Below are 13,881 nucleotides of genomic sequence, written 5' to 3' on the forward strand. Positions count from 1 at the left end.
GATGGCAATTACTTTTCTCCCCATTCTAGAAAAAATTAGATCGATGCAGAAAACCCCTAGGACGTTATCCCCTGCAGCTAACCTAGCCGATAATAATTGGAATTTTGCCGAGGTTTGGATCGATCCGCTGCTATCTCCTCCCTATATCTTGCTTTTACTGGCTGAATCTTCAGGAAACTATCGCGTGTACGATCCCTCTGAGGGTTATCAGGTGGTATTTACCGGTGCGAGTTACGAGGAAGCGGAAAATTGGCTACTAGAGGACGAATTTGAACCGGTAGAGGGACGACTTTCGCCAGTAGAGATATAATTTCCTTATCTTCCTTTCCGCTTTTCTTCGATGCTATCCTTACTAAAAAAGCGATGGAATTGGCTAAAATCGCTCTTTATTGGCAGTCCGAGGGCAATTAACCCCAAAAAAGTCAAAAATACTCCTCCAGAAGCCAGCGACGCACCAGAGGGATAGACCGAACTCATGAAAACCGACACGATTTTCTACCGACTTTTTCAAACCTTTCCCGATCTTCTGTTTGAGTTAATCGACTTTCCCAGGGAATTAGCCAATTTCTATCGATTTTCCTCCGTAGAGGTGAAACAACTATCTTTTCGCATCGATGGAGTCTTTCTACCAGAACGGCAAGATTTACCAATTTATTTTACCGAAGTTCAGTTTCAGAATGATCCGGAGTTTTATGCGCGTTTTTTCGCCGAAATTTTTCTCTATCTCAAACAGACGCAGTTAAAAAACAATTGGCGCGGGGTGGTGATCTATCCGAATCGAAGGGTGGAAAAGGAGAATATAGAGCGATATAGAGAGCTATTACAAGAAACAAGAGTACAAAGGATTTATCTCGAGGAATTAGCTGATATTCCACCAGATTCGCTCGGATTAGCGACGCTAGAGTTAGTAAGCTTACCCGAAGCGCAAGTGATCAACCGGGGAAGGGAGTTAATCGTGCGAGTGAGGGAAACGGGGGTAGAAAATCGCCAACAGGAACTTTTAGAATTGATAGAGACGATTTTGATTTACAAGTTGCCGCAGATTAATCGAAAGGAGATAGAAGCTATGTTTAGTTTAAGCGAGTTAAGACAGACGCGTGTGTTTCAGGAGGCCCTAGAGGAAGGTCGTCAAGAAGGGGAAATCATCGGAAAATTGGCTTCTGTTCCCTTATTATTGCGAGCGGGGGTTAATCCCAAGGAAATCGCCGCTTCTCTGGGATTATCTCTCGAACAGGTCTTAGAAGTGGCTCGCTCGCCGGGAGAGAGCGAGCGCTAGGGTATTTTCAGAACTAAAAAAGCGATGGAATTGGCTAAAATCGCTTTTTATTGGCAGTCTGAAGGCAATTAACCCCAAAAAAGTCAAAAATACTCCTCCAGAAGCCAGCGACGCACCAGAGGGATAGACCGAACTCATGAAAACCGACACGATTTTCTACCGACTTTTTCAAACCTTTCCCGATCTTCTGTTTGAGTTAATCGACTTTCCCAGGGAATTAGCCAATTTCTATCGATTTTCCTCCGTAGAGGTGAAACAACTATCTTTTCGCATCGATGGAGTCTTTCTACCAGAACGGCAAGATTTACCAATTTATTTTACCGAAGTTCAGTTTCAGAATGATCCGGAGTTTTATGCGCGTTTTTTCGCCGAAATTTTTCTCTATCTCAAACAGACGCAGTTAAAAAATAATTGGCGCGGGGTGGTGATCTATCCGAATCGAAGGGTGGAAAAGGAGAATATAGAGCGATATAGAGAGCTATTACAAGAAACAAGAGTACAAAGGATTTATCTCGAGGAATTAGCTGATATTCCACCAGATTCGCTCGGATTAGCGACGCTAGAGTTAGTAAGCTTACCCGAAGCGCAAGTGATCAACCGGGGAAGGGAGTTAATCGTGCGAGTGAGGGAAACGGGGGTAGAAAATCGCCCACAGGAACTTTTAGAATTGATAGAGACGATTTTGATTTACAAGTTGCCGCAGATTACTCGAAAGGAGATAGAAGCTATGTTTAGTTTAAGCGAGTTAAGACAGACGCGTGTGTTTCAGGAGGCCCTAGAGGAAGGTCGTCAAGAAGGTCGCCAAGAAGGTCGTCAAGAAGGTCGCCAAGAAGGTCGTCAAGAAGGTCGCCAAGAAGGTCGCCAAGAAGGTCGCCAAGAAGGTCGCCAAGAAGGGGAAATCATCGGAAAATTAGCTTCTGTTCCCTTATTATTGCGAGCGGGGGTTAATCCCCAAGAAATCGCCGCTTCTCTGGGATTATCTCTCGAACAGGTCTTAGAAGTGGCTCGCTCGCTGGGAGAGAGCGATCGCTAGGCTATTGATCGTGCGAGTGAGGGAAACGGGGGTAGAAAATCGCCAACAGGAACTTTTAGAATTGATAGAGACGATTTTGATTTACAAGTTGCCGCGGATTAATCGAAAGGAGATAGAAGCTATGTTTAGTTTAAGCGAGTTAAGACAGACGCGTGTGTTTCAGGAGGCCCTAGAGGAAGGTCGCCAAGAAGGTCGCCAAGAAGGTCGCCAAGAAGGGGAAATCATCGGAAAATTAGCTTCTGTTCCCTTATTATTGCGAGCGGGGGTTAATACCCAAGAAATCGCCGCTTCTCTGGGATTATCTCTCGAACAGGTCTTAGAAGTGGCTCGGTCACGCGAAGCGTGCGCGAAGCGTGCGCGAAGCGTTCGCCGGAAGATAGCGATCGCTAGGGAGTTAATCGTGCGAGTGAGGGAAACGGGGGTAGAAAATCGCCCACAGGAACTTTTAGAATTGATAGAGACGATTTTGATTTACAAGTTGCCGCGGATTAATCGAAAGGAGATAGAAGCTATGTTTAGTTTAAGCGAGTTAAGACAGACGCGTGTGTTTCAGGAGGCCCTAGAGGAAGGTCGTCAAGAAGGTCGCCAAGAAGGTCGTCAAGAAGGTCGCCAAGAAGGGGAAATCACCGGAAAATTAGCTTCTGTTCCCTTATTATTGCGAGCGGGGGTTAATACCCAAGAAATCGCCGCTTCTCTGGGATTATCTCTCGAACAGGTCTTAGAAGTGGCTCGGTCACGCGAAGCGTGCGCGAAGCGTTCGCCGGAAGATAGCGATCGCTAGGGAGTTAATCGTGCGAGTGAGGGAAACGGGGGTAGAAAATCGCCAACAGAAACTTTTAGAATTGATAGAGACGATTTTGATTTACAAGTTGCCGCGGATTACTCGAAAGGAGATAGAAGCTATGTTTAGTTTAAGCGAGTTAAGACAGACGCGTGTGTTTCAGGAGGCCCTAGAGGAAGGTCGCCAAGAAGGTCGCCAAGAAGGTCGCCAAGAAGGGGAAATCATCGGAAAATTAGCTTCTGTTCCCTTATTATTGCGAGCGGGGGTTAATCCCAAGGAAATCGCCGCTTCTCTGGGATTATCTCTCGAACAGGTCTTAGAATTGGCTCGGTCACGCGAAGCGTGCGCGAAGCGTTCGCCGGGAGAGAGCGAGCGCTAGGGTATTTTCAGATTTCGGCAGTAAAGATATAATTTCCTTATCTTCCTTTCCGCTTTTCTTCAAAACCCTTATTCTGTATGCTGTTTAGCAATAATTAGCGATCGCCAATTATCGGAGTAGTTGATAAACACTTATGAAGCTATCGTTTCTAAGGATTCACAAATCAATAACTTCCTTCCCAGAGCTAGAGCTACCTGATTTTGTGGTGCTTACAGGGGTAAACGGTGCGGGGAAAAGTCACTTACTGGAGGCTATCGAGAATGGGTCGATGCGGATTGATGATATAGAAGTGAATAATCAAACACGTCCTATTCGCCGGTTTGATTGGTCAAACCTTATTCCACAAGATACAGGTGCTTTTGCACCCTACCAAATTACTCAAGAAATATCTGGACTTTGGAATGAAATTAATCAGTATGTGAAAGAATCTCGTCTTCATATTTCTCAAAATCTTCAATACTTTAATCGAGTTGATTTAGATAAACTTAAGCCTCGTGAGCTTATAGGTCTTACAGCAGAAGAATTAACTAAAACAGGCAGTAGCGTAGAGCAAGCAAGTCAAATAATTCAAGCTATTCGGGATACCATTTCTACTGTAAATCAAAATGTGACTAATAGATTTATCCAAAATGATCGAGTCAATAGGCAACGCTTGATCGATTTATTTCAGAGCAACACCGATATTCCTTTAGTCGCTTTTGACGAAGATTATTTTTATGAACATTTTCCTAGAAGTTGGCAGTCTGTTGATATATTTCAGCAGTCACTTGCTAGGATCTTCGTAGATTATCAACGCAACTGGCTTACTAATCGGCTCAAACGTGTTGCAAATTTAGAAGGTGAGACTGTTAGCTTCTTAACTGAGGAAAAATTTTTAAACAAATATGGAGAACCACCTTGGGAGTTTGTAAATAGTATTCTAGAGACAGCAAATCTTGATTTCAGGATTAACCGACCACCGCAATACGAAGATCGCCCTTATGAGCCAATTCTCACAGATAGAGTTAGGAACTCACAAGTGAGGTTCAATGATTTGTCTTCAGGCGAACGGATTTTAATGTCTTTTGCACTGTGTCTTTATTACGCTGATGATAAGAACAAACTTATTGTAGATAATCCCAAAATTTTACTATTTGATGAAATAGATGCTCCCTTGCATCCTTCAATGACTCAATCTCTCTTGCGAACCATTCAAGATGTTTTAATCAATCGTCGCAATATTAAGGTGATTCTAACTACCCATTCACCCTCAACAGTCGCTCTAGCTCCAGAACAATCTATATACGCAATGTATAAGACTGAACAAAGACGGATGCAAAAGGTCACAAAAGATAAAGCTTTATCTATCTTGACTACTGGAGTTCCAACTTTAAGCATAGATTATGAGAATCGTCGGCAAGTTTTTGTTGAAAGCCGTTATGATGTTCAATTTTATGAGAAATTACACGAAAAGCTAAAAGATTATTTAACTCCTGAGATATCACTTAACTTCATCGCGTCTGGTGGAGGAAATGGTACCTGTGATCAAGTAAAAGATGTTGTTAATCAACTGAAAAAAGGAGGCAACCGAACAGTCTATGGAATCATTGATTGGGATTTAAAAAATTGTGGTAATGGTCGTGTTAAAGTTCTTGGCAAAGAAACGCGTTACAGCATCGAGAATTATATTCTTGATCCCGTGCTTATAGCAGCTTTTCTTGTACGAGAAAAGTTGATAGAACGCATTGAGGTTGGACTCAGTGAGCGTGAAACCTATGTTGATTTTGGCACTTTTGATTATACTCGGCTTCAACAAATAGCTGATTTCATAGTAGAGAAAGTTAAGCCTAAGATTCAATCAGAAGTTCAAGATGATTGTTTATTATGCCAGTATCTTAGTGGCAAAACCATCAAATTACCTAAGTGGTTTCTTCGGATTCAAGGGCATAAATTAGAAGAAATTCTGAAAGATCTCTTTCCAAAGTTAAAGAAATTTAAGCAAGAACCTGAGTTGAAATTAGAAATCATCTCAAAGGTAATTGACGATTTTCCGTCTCTTATTCCCTACGATATTTTATCCTTGTTAAAAGAAGTACAAGATGTTAAATAAGTTGAAAAGCTATATTATAGCAGTTATGTTAATGGTAAGATAGGACGTTTTCGTGGTGGGGAGTCGGTGGTCAATATCAAATTAGGTCATACTTAATCTTGATGAGACAGGCTATAAACATTATCAGTAAACCCCAAAAAAAAAGGAAGCTAAATCATGAAAATTACTATCGATATTCCCGATGAATTGCTTCAACATTACAACTACAATAATCTTACCCGTGAAATTTTAGAGGCTTTGGTGGTGCAGGCCTACCGAGCGGAAAAAATCACCAGTGCTGAGGTCGGAAGTATTTTAGGTCTATCTTCTCGTTGGGTGGTGGATGCTTTTTTGAAAAACCACGATGCCGATTTACATTACAATGAAGTCGATCTAGAGAGCGATCGCAAAACCCTTCAGCAACTTCGCAACAAACACGATCATAGTCTTTTATGATAGTCGTTTCAATTAAATTGAAGATAGATTTCGCCTTTGATATCCCCTTAATAAGGGGGGCGCTGATACCCCCTTGATCCTAGGGTTGATTCATGAATCAACCCTACTACCCTTAATAAGGGGGCGCTGATGGTTTTTAACACCTACCTACTTAGGGTCTGCTGAATAATGGTACGCCAATTCAACAACGCCGAATAATCTTATACTACTCCTAATCACTTCTTATCTCTTGACAATGACCTTAGAAACCGATCACGGTAAAAGCCATCCCGTCGGTGCGACTGTCTTGGCCGATGGTGTCAACTTCTCACTATTTTCTAAGTATGCCACTGCGATCGAATTATTATTATTTGATGATGCCAATTCCCCGCAACCTAGTCAAATTATTCGTCTCAATCCCCAAGAAAATCGCACTTTTTTCTATTGGCATATTTTCGTTCACGGGATTGGAGCCAGTCAAGTGTATGCTTATCGAGTCTATGGTCCGGATAATGCAGCCCAGGGTCATCGCTTCGATCCTGATAAAGTAGTTCTCGATCCCTATGCGAAAGCGATTGTCGGTGCGGAAATTTATGATCGACAAGCTGCCAGCGAAAAAGGCGATAATTGTCATCGAGCTTTGCGGGGTCTGGTGGTCGATCCGGGCTGCTATGATTGGGAAGATGACAAACCGTTACGCACTCCCTACTCTGCCAGTTTTATCTACGAAATGCACGTCGGTGGCTTTACTCGTAACCCGAATTCCGGCGTTAGCGAGGAAAAAAGAGGTACTTTTGCGGGATTAATCGAAAAAATACCCTATTTGAAAAACCTAGGCATTACTGCCGTGGAATTGTTGCCGATTCATTACTTTGATCCCGCTGCGGCCATGCCGGGGTTAACTAACTATTGGGGTTATAGCACGATCAGCTTTTTTGCGCCCCATGCCGGTTACAGTAGCGATCGCTCACCCCTGGGTCCTTTGAATGAATTTCGAGATCTGGTGAAAGCTTTACACAAAGCGGGGATCGAAGTGATTCTCGATGTGGTTTTCAATCATACCGCCGAGGGGGACGAAACCGGGCCGACTCTTTCCTTGAAAGGTATCGATAATCGCACCTACTACATCCTTGATGCGGTCGATAAAAGCCTCTATAGCAACTATACCGGCTGTGGTAACACCCTCAAGGGCAGTCATCCGATTGTCGGCAAAATGATTCTCGATTGTTTGCGCTATTGGGTGTCGGAAATGCACGTCGATGGTTTTCGCTTTGACCTAGCGGCCGTATTATCGCGCAATGTGGACGGGGAACCGATCCTGCAAAAAGGTTATAACATGATCTGGGCGATCGAATCGGATCCTGTCTTAGCCGGGACAAAATTAATCGCCGAAGCTTGGGATGCGGCAGGATTGTATAGTGTCGGTCAATTTGTCGAATTTGCCGATTGGTTTTCCGAGTGGAATGGTCCTTTTCGCGATGATGTGCGTGCTTTTGTCCGGGGAGATACCGGCATAGTCACGAAATTAGCGGCGCGGATTTTAGGAAGCCCCGACATATACCACAGACCTAACACTGATGTCAATAGAAGTATAAATTTTGTTACCTGTCACGATGGCTTTACCCTTAACGATCTAGTGTCCTACGACGAGAAACACAACGAGGCTAACGGCGAGGAGAATCGGGACGGTTGCAACGATAATTTTAGCTGGAATTGTGGGATAGAAGGGGAAACCAATAACGAGGCGATTAAAACCCTGCGACTGCAACAAATAAAAAATCTCTTAACGATCCTGTTCATTTCCCAAGGAACACCTATGCTGTTGATGGGGGACGAAGTGCGACGCACCCAAAAGGGCAACAATAACGCCTATTGTCAGGATAACCAGTTAAGTTGGTTCGATTGGAGTGCGGTAGAGCAAGAGTTCGATCTTTGGTGTTTCGTAAGGAGACTGATCGATTTTAATAAAAAATTAGCTCTTTTCCGTCAAGAAAAATTGCTAGAAGTCACCTATACCAGTCTTGAACCCCATCTCAGTTGGCATGGTGTACAGTTGAGTAAACCCGATTGGTCGGAAGATTCCCGCAGTTTAGCTTTTTCCCTGCGTCATCCTAAGGCAAACGAGTATTTACACATTATGCTCAACGCTTACTGGGAATCTCTCAACTTCCAGTTACCACCCTTGGGACAAGGGGAAAAATGGCATCGCGTCATTGATACTGCTGGGCAATTGTCCGAGGCAGCCTGTGATTTAGATGCCGCCGCCGCTATTGAATCGGAAAATTATCGGGTGCAAGCGCGTTCGGCGGTAGTTTTAATCGTTAAATCAGTATAACAAGAGGAGAGATATTGCTCGATCGACCGATGTTGAATGCTTTAACTAATGAACAATGGCATCAATTCAATCGTCAAGTGGAAAAACGTTATTTATTTGCGGAGCAATAGCTGAAATGATGCGGCTTTCATTAGCGAAACGGGTATCGATTCTCTCTTTGTGTTTAATTGGTTTTTCCCTGCCTTGGACTCCGTTCGGCGCTTCACCAGTACAGGCGAACCTAGAACCGACTGCGATCGCTCTTGGTGATCCCGTTCGGGAAGAAAAGCAAGCTCGGCAGATAGTGGAATGGTTGGGAACTAAACAATACGACAAGGTGATCGCAGCTTTGTCACCCCAACTAAAACCCCTCTGGACTGCCGAAAAACTGCAAAAGGTCTGGGAAAGTCAAGTAACTGACCATACTGGACCGTTTAAGCGCATTGTCAAAACCAAGGTACTCGATGCTATCAATGCCAATCTGGTGATTGTCACCGTTGAATTTGAGAAAGTTACCGACGATGTGATAGTTACCTTTAACCGAGCTGGTCAGATAGTTGCCGCCGATTTTCCCGAATTTCGTAGTATTTCTGAGATTGGCACGGCTTTTGTCACGGCCTTGGCCAATAAAGACTACGGCCTGGCCCGAGGTTTTTTACACCCTTTCCTGAAAGCTGAGGTTTTCCCCACCAGAGTACAAGGCGCTTGGGAGAATTTACTCAAGCGTACCGGCCCCGTGCGTCGGATCGTGGGAACTCAGGTCAGAAAAGGTTCGGGTGCGGACGGCGTGGATTTGGTGTTGGTGACGATTCAATTTGAAAAACTGACGGATACTTTAATCCTCGTTTTTGATGATCAAAAGCAGATTGTCAACGTGGATTTCCCTTTAGGCAATTAGTAATCAGCCGAAATTACCCCGTAAATTGAGTTGGAGACGATAAGTTATGTTAGATAAAATCGAAGTTCCCATCGAAGCGATCGCAGCTAGGGAGATTCTAGATTCCCGCGGCCGTCCCACCATCGAAGCGGAAGTGCTGTTAGAATCGGGGGCGCTCGGTTTGGCCCAGGTTCCCAGTGGCGCTTCTACGGGTAGTTTTGAAGCCCACGAATTGCGCGATGATGATCCCCAGCGTTACGGTGGTAAGGGTGTCCTGAAAGCGGTTCGCAATGTCCACGAAAAAATTGTCCCGGTTTTGGAGGGGATGAATGCTTTCGACCAAGCTAGTGTCGATTTAGCTATGATCCATCGCGATGGCACGGCCAATAAACGAGAATTAGGGGCTAATGCTATCCTAGCCGTCTCTCTGGCTACGGCCAAAGCAGCGGCGGCGGATCTGGGATTGCCTCTCTATCGTTATCTCGGTGGTCCGATAGCCAATGTGCTACCCGTCCCGATGATGAACGTGATCAATGGTGGTTCTCACGCTGATAATAACGTCGATTTTCAGGAGTTTATGATCTTCCCCATCGGGGCCGATTCTTTTAAGGAAGGTTTGCGTTGGGGAGCGGAAGTATTCGCCGCTTTGGGTAAGGCCTTGCACGAACGCAAATTACTGACCGGTGTGGGCGATGAGGGCGGTTATGCTCCTAATTTGGCTTCAAATCAGGAAGCTTTGGATATTTTGATTGAATCGATCGAACGTGCTGGTTATAAACCGGGGTCGGAGGTGGCTTTAGCTATGGATGTGGCCGCCAGTGAATTCTATAAGGATGGTCAATACATCTACGATGGTTCGGCCCATTCTCCGGCCGAAATGGTGGATTTTTTGGCCAGTTTAGTCGATCGCTATCCGATTATTTCTATTGAAGACGGTTTACACGAGGAGGATTGGGATAACTGGAAATTATTGACCGATAAACTGGGGGCGCGGATTCAGTTGGTGGGCGATGATTTGATGGTGACTAATCCCATCCGTCTGCAAAAAGCGATCGATCTGGGTATTGCTAACTCGATCCTGATTAAACTCAATCAGATCGGTTCTTTGACGGAAACCCTACAAACGATCGCCCTGGCCACCCGTCACGGTTATCGTTCTGTTATCAGTCATCGCTCTGGAGAAACGGAAGACACCACGATCGCAGATCTGGCGGTGGCTACTAATGCCGGACAGATTAAAACCGGTTCTCTCAGTCGCAGTGAACGGGTGGCTAAGTATAATCGCTTATTACGCATCGAAGAAGAATTGGGCGATCGGGCGGTGTACGCGCCGAAAGTCGGTTTAGGTCCAAAATTCTTGGCCTAAAATTTGCAAAAAGTCTTGCAGTGATCGAAAAAGGGTGTTATACTAAAGGTACTGATAACTGATAACTGGTCACTGACTATTGTGGTACTTCGCTGAAACCTTTTTCGGCGAAGTATTTATTTGTGGCCTTTTTTTTGCACAAAGTTATGATTTTTGGATCAAAGGTGTTATACTAAAGGTACTGATAACTGATAACTGGTCACTGACTATTGTGGTACTTCGCTGAAACCTTTTTCGGCGAAGTATTTATTTAACCACAGTTCGGGTTAAACAGAGGGGGATAAAGCCCATTCCATGGTCAAGCTGAACTTATCGGGCGTTGTCGCCGTCAGCGCTAGGGAGTTTTTGGGGAAGGGAAAGCATCCCGTCAGATTGCGACCTCCATTGATTTTTGTAAATAATAATTTCAAGGCACTCGCTACTAGCATAGGATGGAAACGTCAGATTTCTAGGATGGGGATGATGAAAGACAGTTCTATATTTCGACGTTTCCCACAGGTGTTCGCGGGTTTATCAGTGCTATCGATCGCTCTCGTCTTGAGTTCGTGGATAGCGGCACGCTCGTTCTTGGCGGTGAAACGGGCGAGCGATGTTTTTGTCGTCACTGGTTCGGCCAAAAGGGCGATTACATCCGATTATCTTCTCTGGCGTTTATCGGTTTCCAGTCAACAACCTACCGCCCAAGATGCCTACCGCGATCTGATCCGGCAAACCCAGCGGATACGAGCTTATCTCAAAGAAAAACAAGTTCCCGAAGACGCAATCACCACCAACGCGATCGAGACGATGGCGATTCCCGAAGTAACAGTTAACGGCCAGGAAACCGGACAAATTCTCGCCTATCGTCTCACCCAACGCTTCGAGATCCGAGCGAGCGATGTGGCCCGTTACACGGAACTTTCTAGGCAGGTAACGGAATTGATTGAGGAGGGAATTAACCTCGTCTCTGAACCTCCCCAATATCTTTACACCCAACTGGATAAGCTGCGGGTGGAAATGGTGGCGGCGGCGACCAAAGATGCGAGAGCGAGGGCTGAGGCGATCGCTAGTAGTACCGGCAGTCGGGTGGGAAGGGTGCGCGATGCGAAAACGGGAGTTTTTCAGATCACCTCGCGCAATTCCACTGACGTGAGCGATTCGGGAATTTACGACACTTCCTCGATCGACAAAGATATTACCGCAGTGGTTTCGGTGACGTTCGGGATCGAGTGAATTATAGCCTTTACCTAGGGGTGCATCTGATTTTTGTCAATCTACCCAGTGGGGATTTTTCCAGGGAAACTATCTTCTAAAATTCGCGCTTAATGGCGATTTTTTCCTCAATCCCGCCGCAGATTAGCTTTTGCAGTGGGATGCTTAGATGCGGTTGTTCATACATTTGTACTAATTTAAGGATGACTGATCATTGTTGATTGTCGGTATTTCTGCACATCTGAGATGCTCCCAGAAAGTCCGGACAAGCTAAGAGAAGATTTTAGTTTCAATCTGGTCATGACAAAACTACCTGAAACTTCAGGAACTGTCCTTGCTATTATCTTTTTGGTTGTCAATCTTTCCCAACTGCTTCGGCAGTTTTTTTGGGCTTTTTTTGTCTTTCTGGCTTTTTTTGCGAACAAATGAACTAAGATAGTCCTGCTCTTTAATAAAAATTATGTTTAAAGTTGTTTTACCCAAGCAAAACTTATCAATTGGGCGACAAATCAGTGGCATTCAATAGCATGATTTCTGGAGCGAATTTTTCAGCAGCCCCTATCTCATAGCAAGGAGAGAGTGAAACGGCTCTCTCCTTAATTATGGCTATTCGTCGTCGTCGCTGGCACCAACTTGCTTGAGATGAATATGTTTTCTCCCCAAAGTAATTTCAAATTCATCTCCCGGTTTGAGTCCCATTTTTTTGGTGTAGGCCGAACCGATCAGGAGATTATTATTTGATTGGACACTGATCCGGTAGCTGGCCGAGCGCCCACCTCGTCCATGACCATTGGCACTGCTATCTAAGTCAATTCCCTCAGCATCGATTAAAGCATTGAGAAATTTCATCATATTAACGCGTTCAATACCATTTTTTGTCATGGTATAGTAGCCGCATTCCCGGGCTTTTTCCTCTTTGCTGAGGTTGCCTAGCTGTTTAACTTTCTCAATTAGTTCGAGGCCAGTCAGGGGTTCTGGATTAGTAGTTGTGTTCATTTAAGTTTGCAGTAGATAAGTAAAGGTTAGGGTCATCAAGGCTAGTCGAGGAGAATTGCTCCCCCTGACCAGAAACAATCGGGTTACGATTGATCTCTACACTTATCTTACACGGTATAAACTAAAAATTGTCACTTGCTTGGGGAAATTGATTGTAATTGATTAGACTCTATCTCTCGATCAAAATCTTAACAGAATTTATCAATGTTGATGGAGATGCCGGGGTAAGGGAGGTTAGCCTTTCTGTCATCAATGAGAGCAGGGGCTAGGATAGAGATAAAGAGGTAAAAATGAGGGATAATGAAGCTAACAACTAGGGGTCACTATAGTGTTAAAGCCTTGCTGGATCTTAGTTTACAACCGAGGGGAACTCCCGTATCGGTAAAATCGATCGCCCTGCGTCAAGATATCCCGGCTGCTTATCTAGAGAAATTGCTGATAGAAATGCGACGAGCGGGGTTAGTTCGTTCCTTTCGGGGATCGCAAGGGGGTTATCAATTGGCCAGGCCGGCAAATCGGATCTCGTTGGGGCAAATTTTGGAGGCAGTGGGAGAGACGATCGAGCCATTATCAGGCTATCATCCCAGGGACGAACAGGCAGAAGATTGGGTGACATTTACTATCTGGAAACACCTCCACGAGAAATTAAAAGAGGCCCTGGGGAAGATTACCTTAGCCGATTTATACTACGATGCGCGTAGCTGGATCGCCGCTAGGGGAGAGGAAACCAGCTTTATTGTTTAGTAGTTTAGAAGTTATGACAGCAACAAAACAAGCAAAGATTTATGGGGGAGGTTGTCACTGTGGAGCGATCCGTTTTCAAGTGGCGATCGAGCATGATCAAGCTCTAGACTGTAATTGTTCGATTTGTCAGAAAAAAGGCTTTCTGCATCTGATTGTTCCTTCAGCACAATTTACCCTCCTAAGCGGTGAAGATTTCTTAAGTACCTATACATTTAATACCCACACAGCCCAACATTATTTTTGTCGTGTTTGTGGTATTCATCCTTTCTATCGTCCCCGCTCCCATCCTGACGCTATAGATATAAACCTGCGCTGTTTGGATGGCAATGTCTTGGAAGATTTTCAGATCCAGTTCTTTGATGGGGCTAACTGGGAAGACAATATTGAGAAAATTCGGGCTATCGATGGGAAAAGGGAGTAA

14 protein-coding genes and 2 pseudogenes are annotated in these 13,881 nt (G+C 44.6%); 14 read left to right on the forward strand and 2 right to left on the reverse strand.

All coding sequences use genetic code 11. The features are described from left to right. The first annotated feature begins 1 nt into the window (after position 1). A complete protein-coding gene (locus tag ACQY1Y_RS20470) occupies positions 2-310 on the forward strand; it encodes a hypothetical protein (RefSeq protein ID WP_024971306.1) in 309 nt (102 codons plus the stop codon). 5 nt (positions 311-315) lie between these two features. On the opposite strand, the gene ACQY1Y_RS20475 is transcribed toward ACQY1Y_RS20470, so the two are convergent. Continuing rightward, positions 316-477 carry a hypothetical protein gene (locus ACQY1Y_RS20475; protein WP_164516996.1) on the reverse strand — a complete coding sequence of 54 codons (162 nt, stop codon included), beginning with the start codon at positions 475-477 and terminating at the stop codon, positions 316-318. Here ACQY1Y_RS20475 and ACQY1Y_RS20480 point away from each other — a divergent pair. From ACQY1Y_RS20480 to ACQY1Y_RS20530, 11 genes and pseudogenes are all read left to right on the forward strand, one after another. Continuing rightward, complete coding sequence (locus ACQY1Y_RS20480; protein WP_430013463.1) at positions 476-1,276, forward strand: Rpn family recombination-promoting nuclease/putative transposase; 801 nt, start codon at positions 476-478, stop codon at positions 1,274-1,276. The two genes, ACQY1Y_RS20475 and ACQY1Y_RS20480, sit on opposite strands and share 2 nt — an antisense overlap. 136 nt (positions 1,277-1,412) lie before the next feature. Beyond that, entirely contained in the window at positions 1,413-2,309 is an 897-nt protein-coding gene (locus tag ACQY1Y_RS20485; protein WP_430013464.1) for an Rpn family recombination-promoting nuclease/putative transposase, read from the forward strand. A 4-nt stretch (positions 2,310-2,313) separates the two neighbouring features. Beyond that, positions 2,314-3,090 (forward strand): DUF2887 domain-containing protein, encoded by a 777-nt coding sequence (locus tag ACQY1Y_RS20490; RefSeq protein WP_430013465.1) that lies wholly within the window; start codon positions 2,314-2,316, stop codon positions 3,088-3,090. Further along, positions 3,089-3,469 (forward strand): annotated as a pseudogene (locus ACQY1Y_RS20495) (DUF2887 domain-containing protein); the annotation flags it as partial. The gene ACQY1Y_RS20490 and the pseudogene ACQY1Y_RS20495, both read left to right, overlap by 2 nt. A gap of 133 nt (positions 3,470-3,602) precedes the next feature. After that, positions 3,603-5,558 (forward strand): AAA family ATPase, encoded by a 1,956-nt coding sequence (locus ACQY1Y_RS20500; RefSeq protein ID WP_002735424.1) that lies wholly within the window; start codon positions 3,603-3,605, stop codon positions 5,556-5,558. Between the two features lie 156 nt (positions 5,559-5,714). Then, complete coding sequence (locus tag ACQY1Y_RS20505; RefSeq protein WP_002797556.1) at positions 5,715-5,993, forward strand: UPF0175 family protein; 279 nt, start codon at positions 5,715-5,717, stop codon at positions 5,991-5,993. Between the two features lie 235 nt (positions 5,994-6,228). Then, complete coding sequence (gene glgX / locus ACQY1Y_RS20510; protein ID WP_016515291.1) at positions 6,229-8,307, forward strand: glycogen debranching protein GlgX; 2,079 nt, start codon at positions 6,229-6,231, stop codon at positions 8,305-8,307. A gap of 115 nt (positions 8,308-8,422) precedes the next feature. After that, complete coding sequence (locus tag ACQY1Y_RS20515; protein WP_430013466.1) at positions 8,423-9,184, forward strand: DUF3887 domain-containing protein; 762 nt, start codon at positions 8,423-8,425, stop codon at positions 9,182-9,184. A gap of 46 nt (positions 9,185-9,230) precedes the next feature. Continuing rightward, entirely contained in the window at positions 9,231-10,529 is a 1,299-nt protein-coding gene (gene eno / locus ACQY1Y_RS20520) for a phosphopyruvate hydratase (protein ID WP_430013467.1), read from the forward strand. 462 nt (positions 10,530-10,991) lie between these two features. Next, the gene (locus ACQY1Y_RS20525) at positions 10,992-11,741 is read left to right on the forward strand and encodes an SIMPL domain-containing protein (protein WP_002754107.1); all 750 of its coding nucleotides are present in this window, start codon (positions 10,992-10,994) and stop codon (positions 11,739-11,741) included. Between the two features lie 236 nt (positions 11,742-11,977). Continuing rightward, a pseudogene (locus ACQY1Y_RS20530) lies at positions 11,978-12,143 on the forward strand (transposase); the annotation flags it as partial. A gap of 183 nt (positions 12,144-12,326) precedes the next feature. On the opposite strand, the gene ACQY1Y_RS20535 reads toward ACQY1Y_RS20530, so the two are convergent. Next, the gene (locus ACQY1Y_RS20535) at positions 12,327-12,716 is read right to left on the reverse strand and encodes an AbrB family transcriptional regulator (protein ID WP_002737568.1); all 390 of its coding nucleotides are present in this window, start codon (positions 12,714-12,716) and stop codon (positions 12,327-12,329) included. Positions 12,717-13,016: 300 nt separating this feature from the next. On the opposite strand from ACQY1Y_RS20535, the gene ACQY1Y_RS20540 reads away from it, so the two are divergent. Then, on the forward strand, positions 13,017-13,460 hold the full coding sequence (locus tag ACQY1Y_RS20540) for an Rrf2 family transcriptional regulator (RefSeq protein WP_002738021.1): 444 nt from the start codon (positions 13,017-13,019) through the stop codon (positions 13,458-13,460). Beyond that, on the forward strand, positions 13,408-13,881 hold the full coding sequence (locus ACQY1Y_RS20545; RefSeq protein WP_103113391.1) for a GFA family protein: 474 nt from the start codon (positions 13,408-13,410) through the stop codon (positions 13,879-13,881). Before ACQY1Y_RS20540 ends, ACQY1Y_RS20545 begins: the two co-directional genes overlap by 53 nt.

The sequence above is a fragment of the Microcystis ichthyoblabe FBCC-A1114 genome, from assembly GCF_050500245.1.
Classification (GTDB): domain Bacteria; phylum Cyanobacteriota; class Cyanobacteriia; order Cyanobacteriales; family Microcystaceae; genus Microcystis; species Microcystis ichthyoblabe_A.

Coding starts and splice junctions, on each gene's coding strand:
- ACQY1Y_RS20470 (WP_024971306.1), top strand. CDS start 2: ATGGCAATTACTTTTCTCCCCATTCTAGAAAAAATTAGATCGATGCAG.
- ACQY1Y_RS20535 (WP_002737568.1), bottom strand. CDS start 12,716: ATGAACACAACTACTAATCCAGAACCCCTGACTGGCCTCGAACTAATT.
- ACQY1Y_RS20500 (WP_002735424.1), top strand. CDS start 3,603: ATGAAGCTATCGTTTCTAAGGATTCACAAATCAATAACTTCCTTCCCA.
- eno (WP_430013467.1), top strand. CDS start 9,231: ATGTTAGATAAAATCGAAGTTCCCATCGAAGCGATCGCAGCTAGGGAG.
- ACQY1Y_RS20475 (WP_164516996.1), bottom strand. CDS start 477: ATGAGTTCGGTCTATCCCTCTGGTGCGTCGCTGGCTTCTGGAGGAGTA.
- glgX (WP_016515291.1), top strand. CDS start 6,229: ATGACCTTAGAAACCGATCACGGTAAAAGCCATCCCGTCGGTGCGACT.
- ACQY1Y_RS20480 (WP_430013463.1), top strand. CDS start 476: ATGAAAACCGACACGATTTTCTACCGACTTTTTCAAACCTTTCCCGAT.
- ACQY1Y_RS20505 (WP_002797556.1), top strand. CDS start 5,715: ATGAAAATTACTATCGATATTCCCGATGAATTGCTTCAACATTACAAC.
- ACQY1Y_RS20545 (WP_103113391.1), top strand. CDS start 13,408: ATGCGCGTAGCTGGATCGCCGCTAGGGGAGAGGAAACCAGCTTTATTG.
- ACQY1Y_RS20525 (WP_002754107.1), top strand. CDS start 10,992: ATGAAAGACAGTTCTATATTTCGACGTTTCCCACAGGTGTTCGCGGGT.
- ACQY1Y_RS20485 (WP_430013464.1), top strand. CDS start 1,413: ATGAAAACCGACACGATTTTCTACCGACTTTTTCAAACCTTTCCCGAT.
- ACQY1Y_RS20540 (WP_002738021.1), top strand. CDS start 13,017: ATGAAGCTAACAACTAGGGGTCACTATAGTGTTAAAGCCTTGCTGGAT.
- ACQY1Y_RS20515 (WP_430013466.1), top strand. CDS start 8,423: ATGATGCGGCTTTCATTAGCGAAACGGGTATCGATTCTCTCTTTGTGT.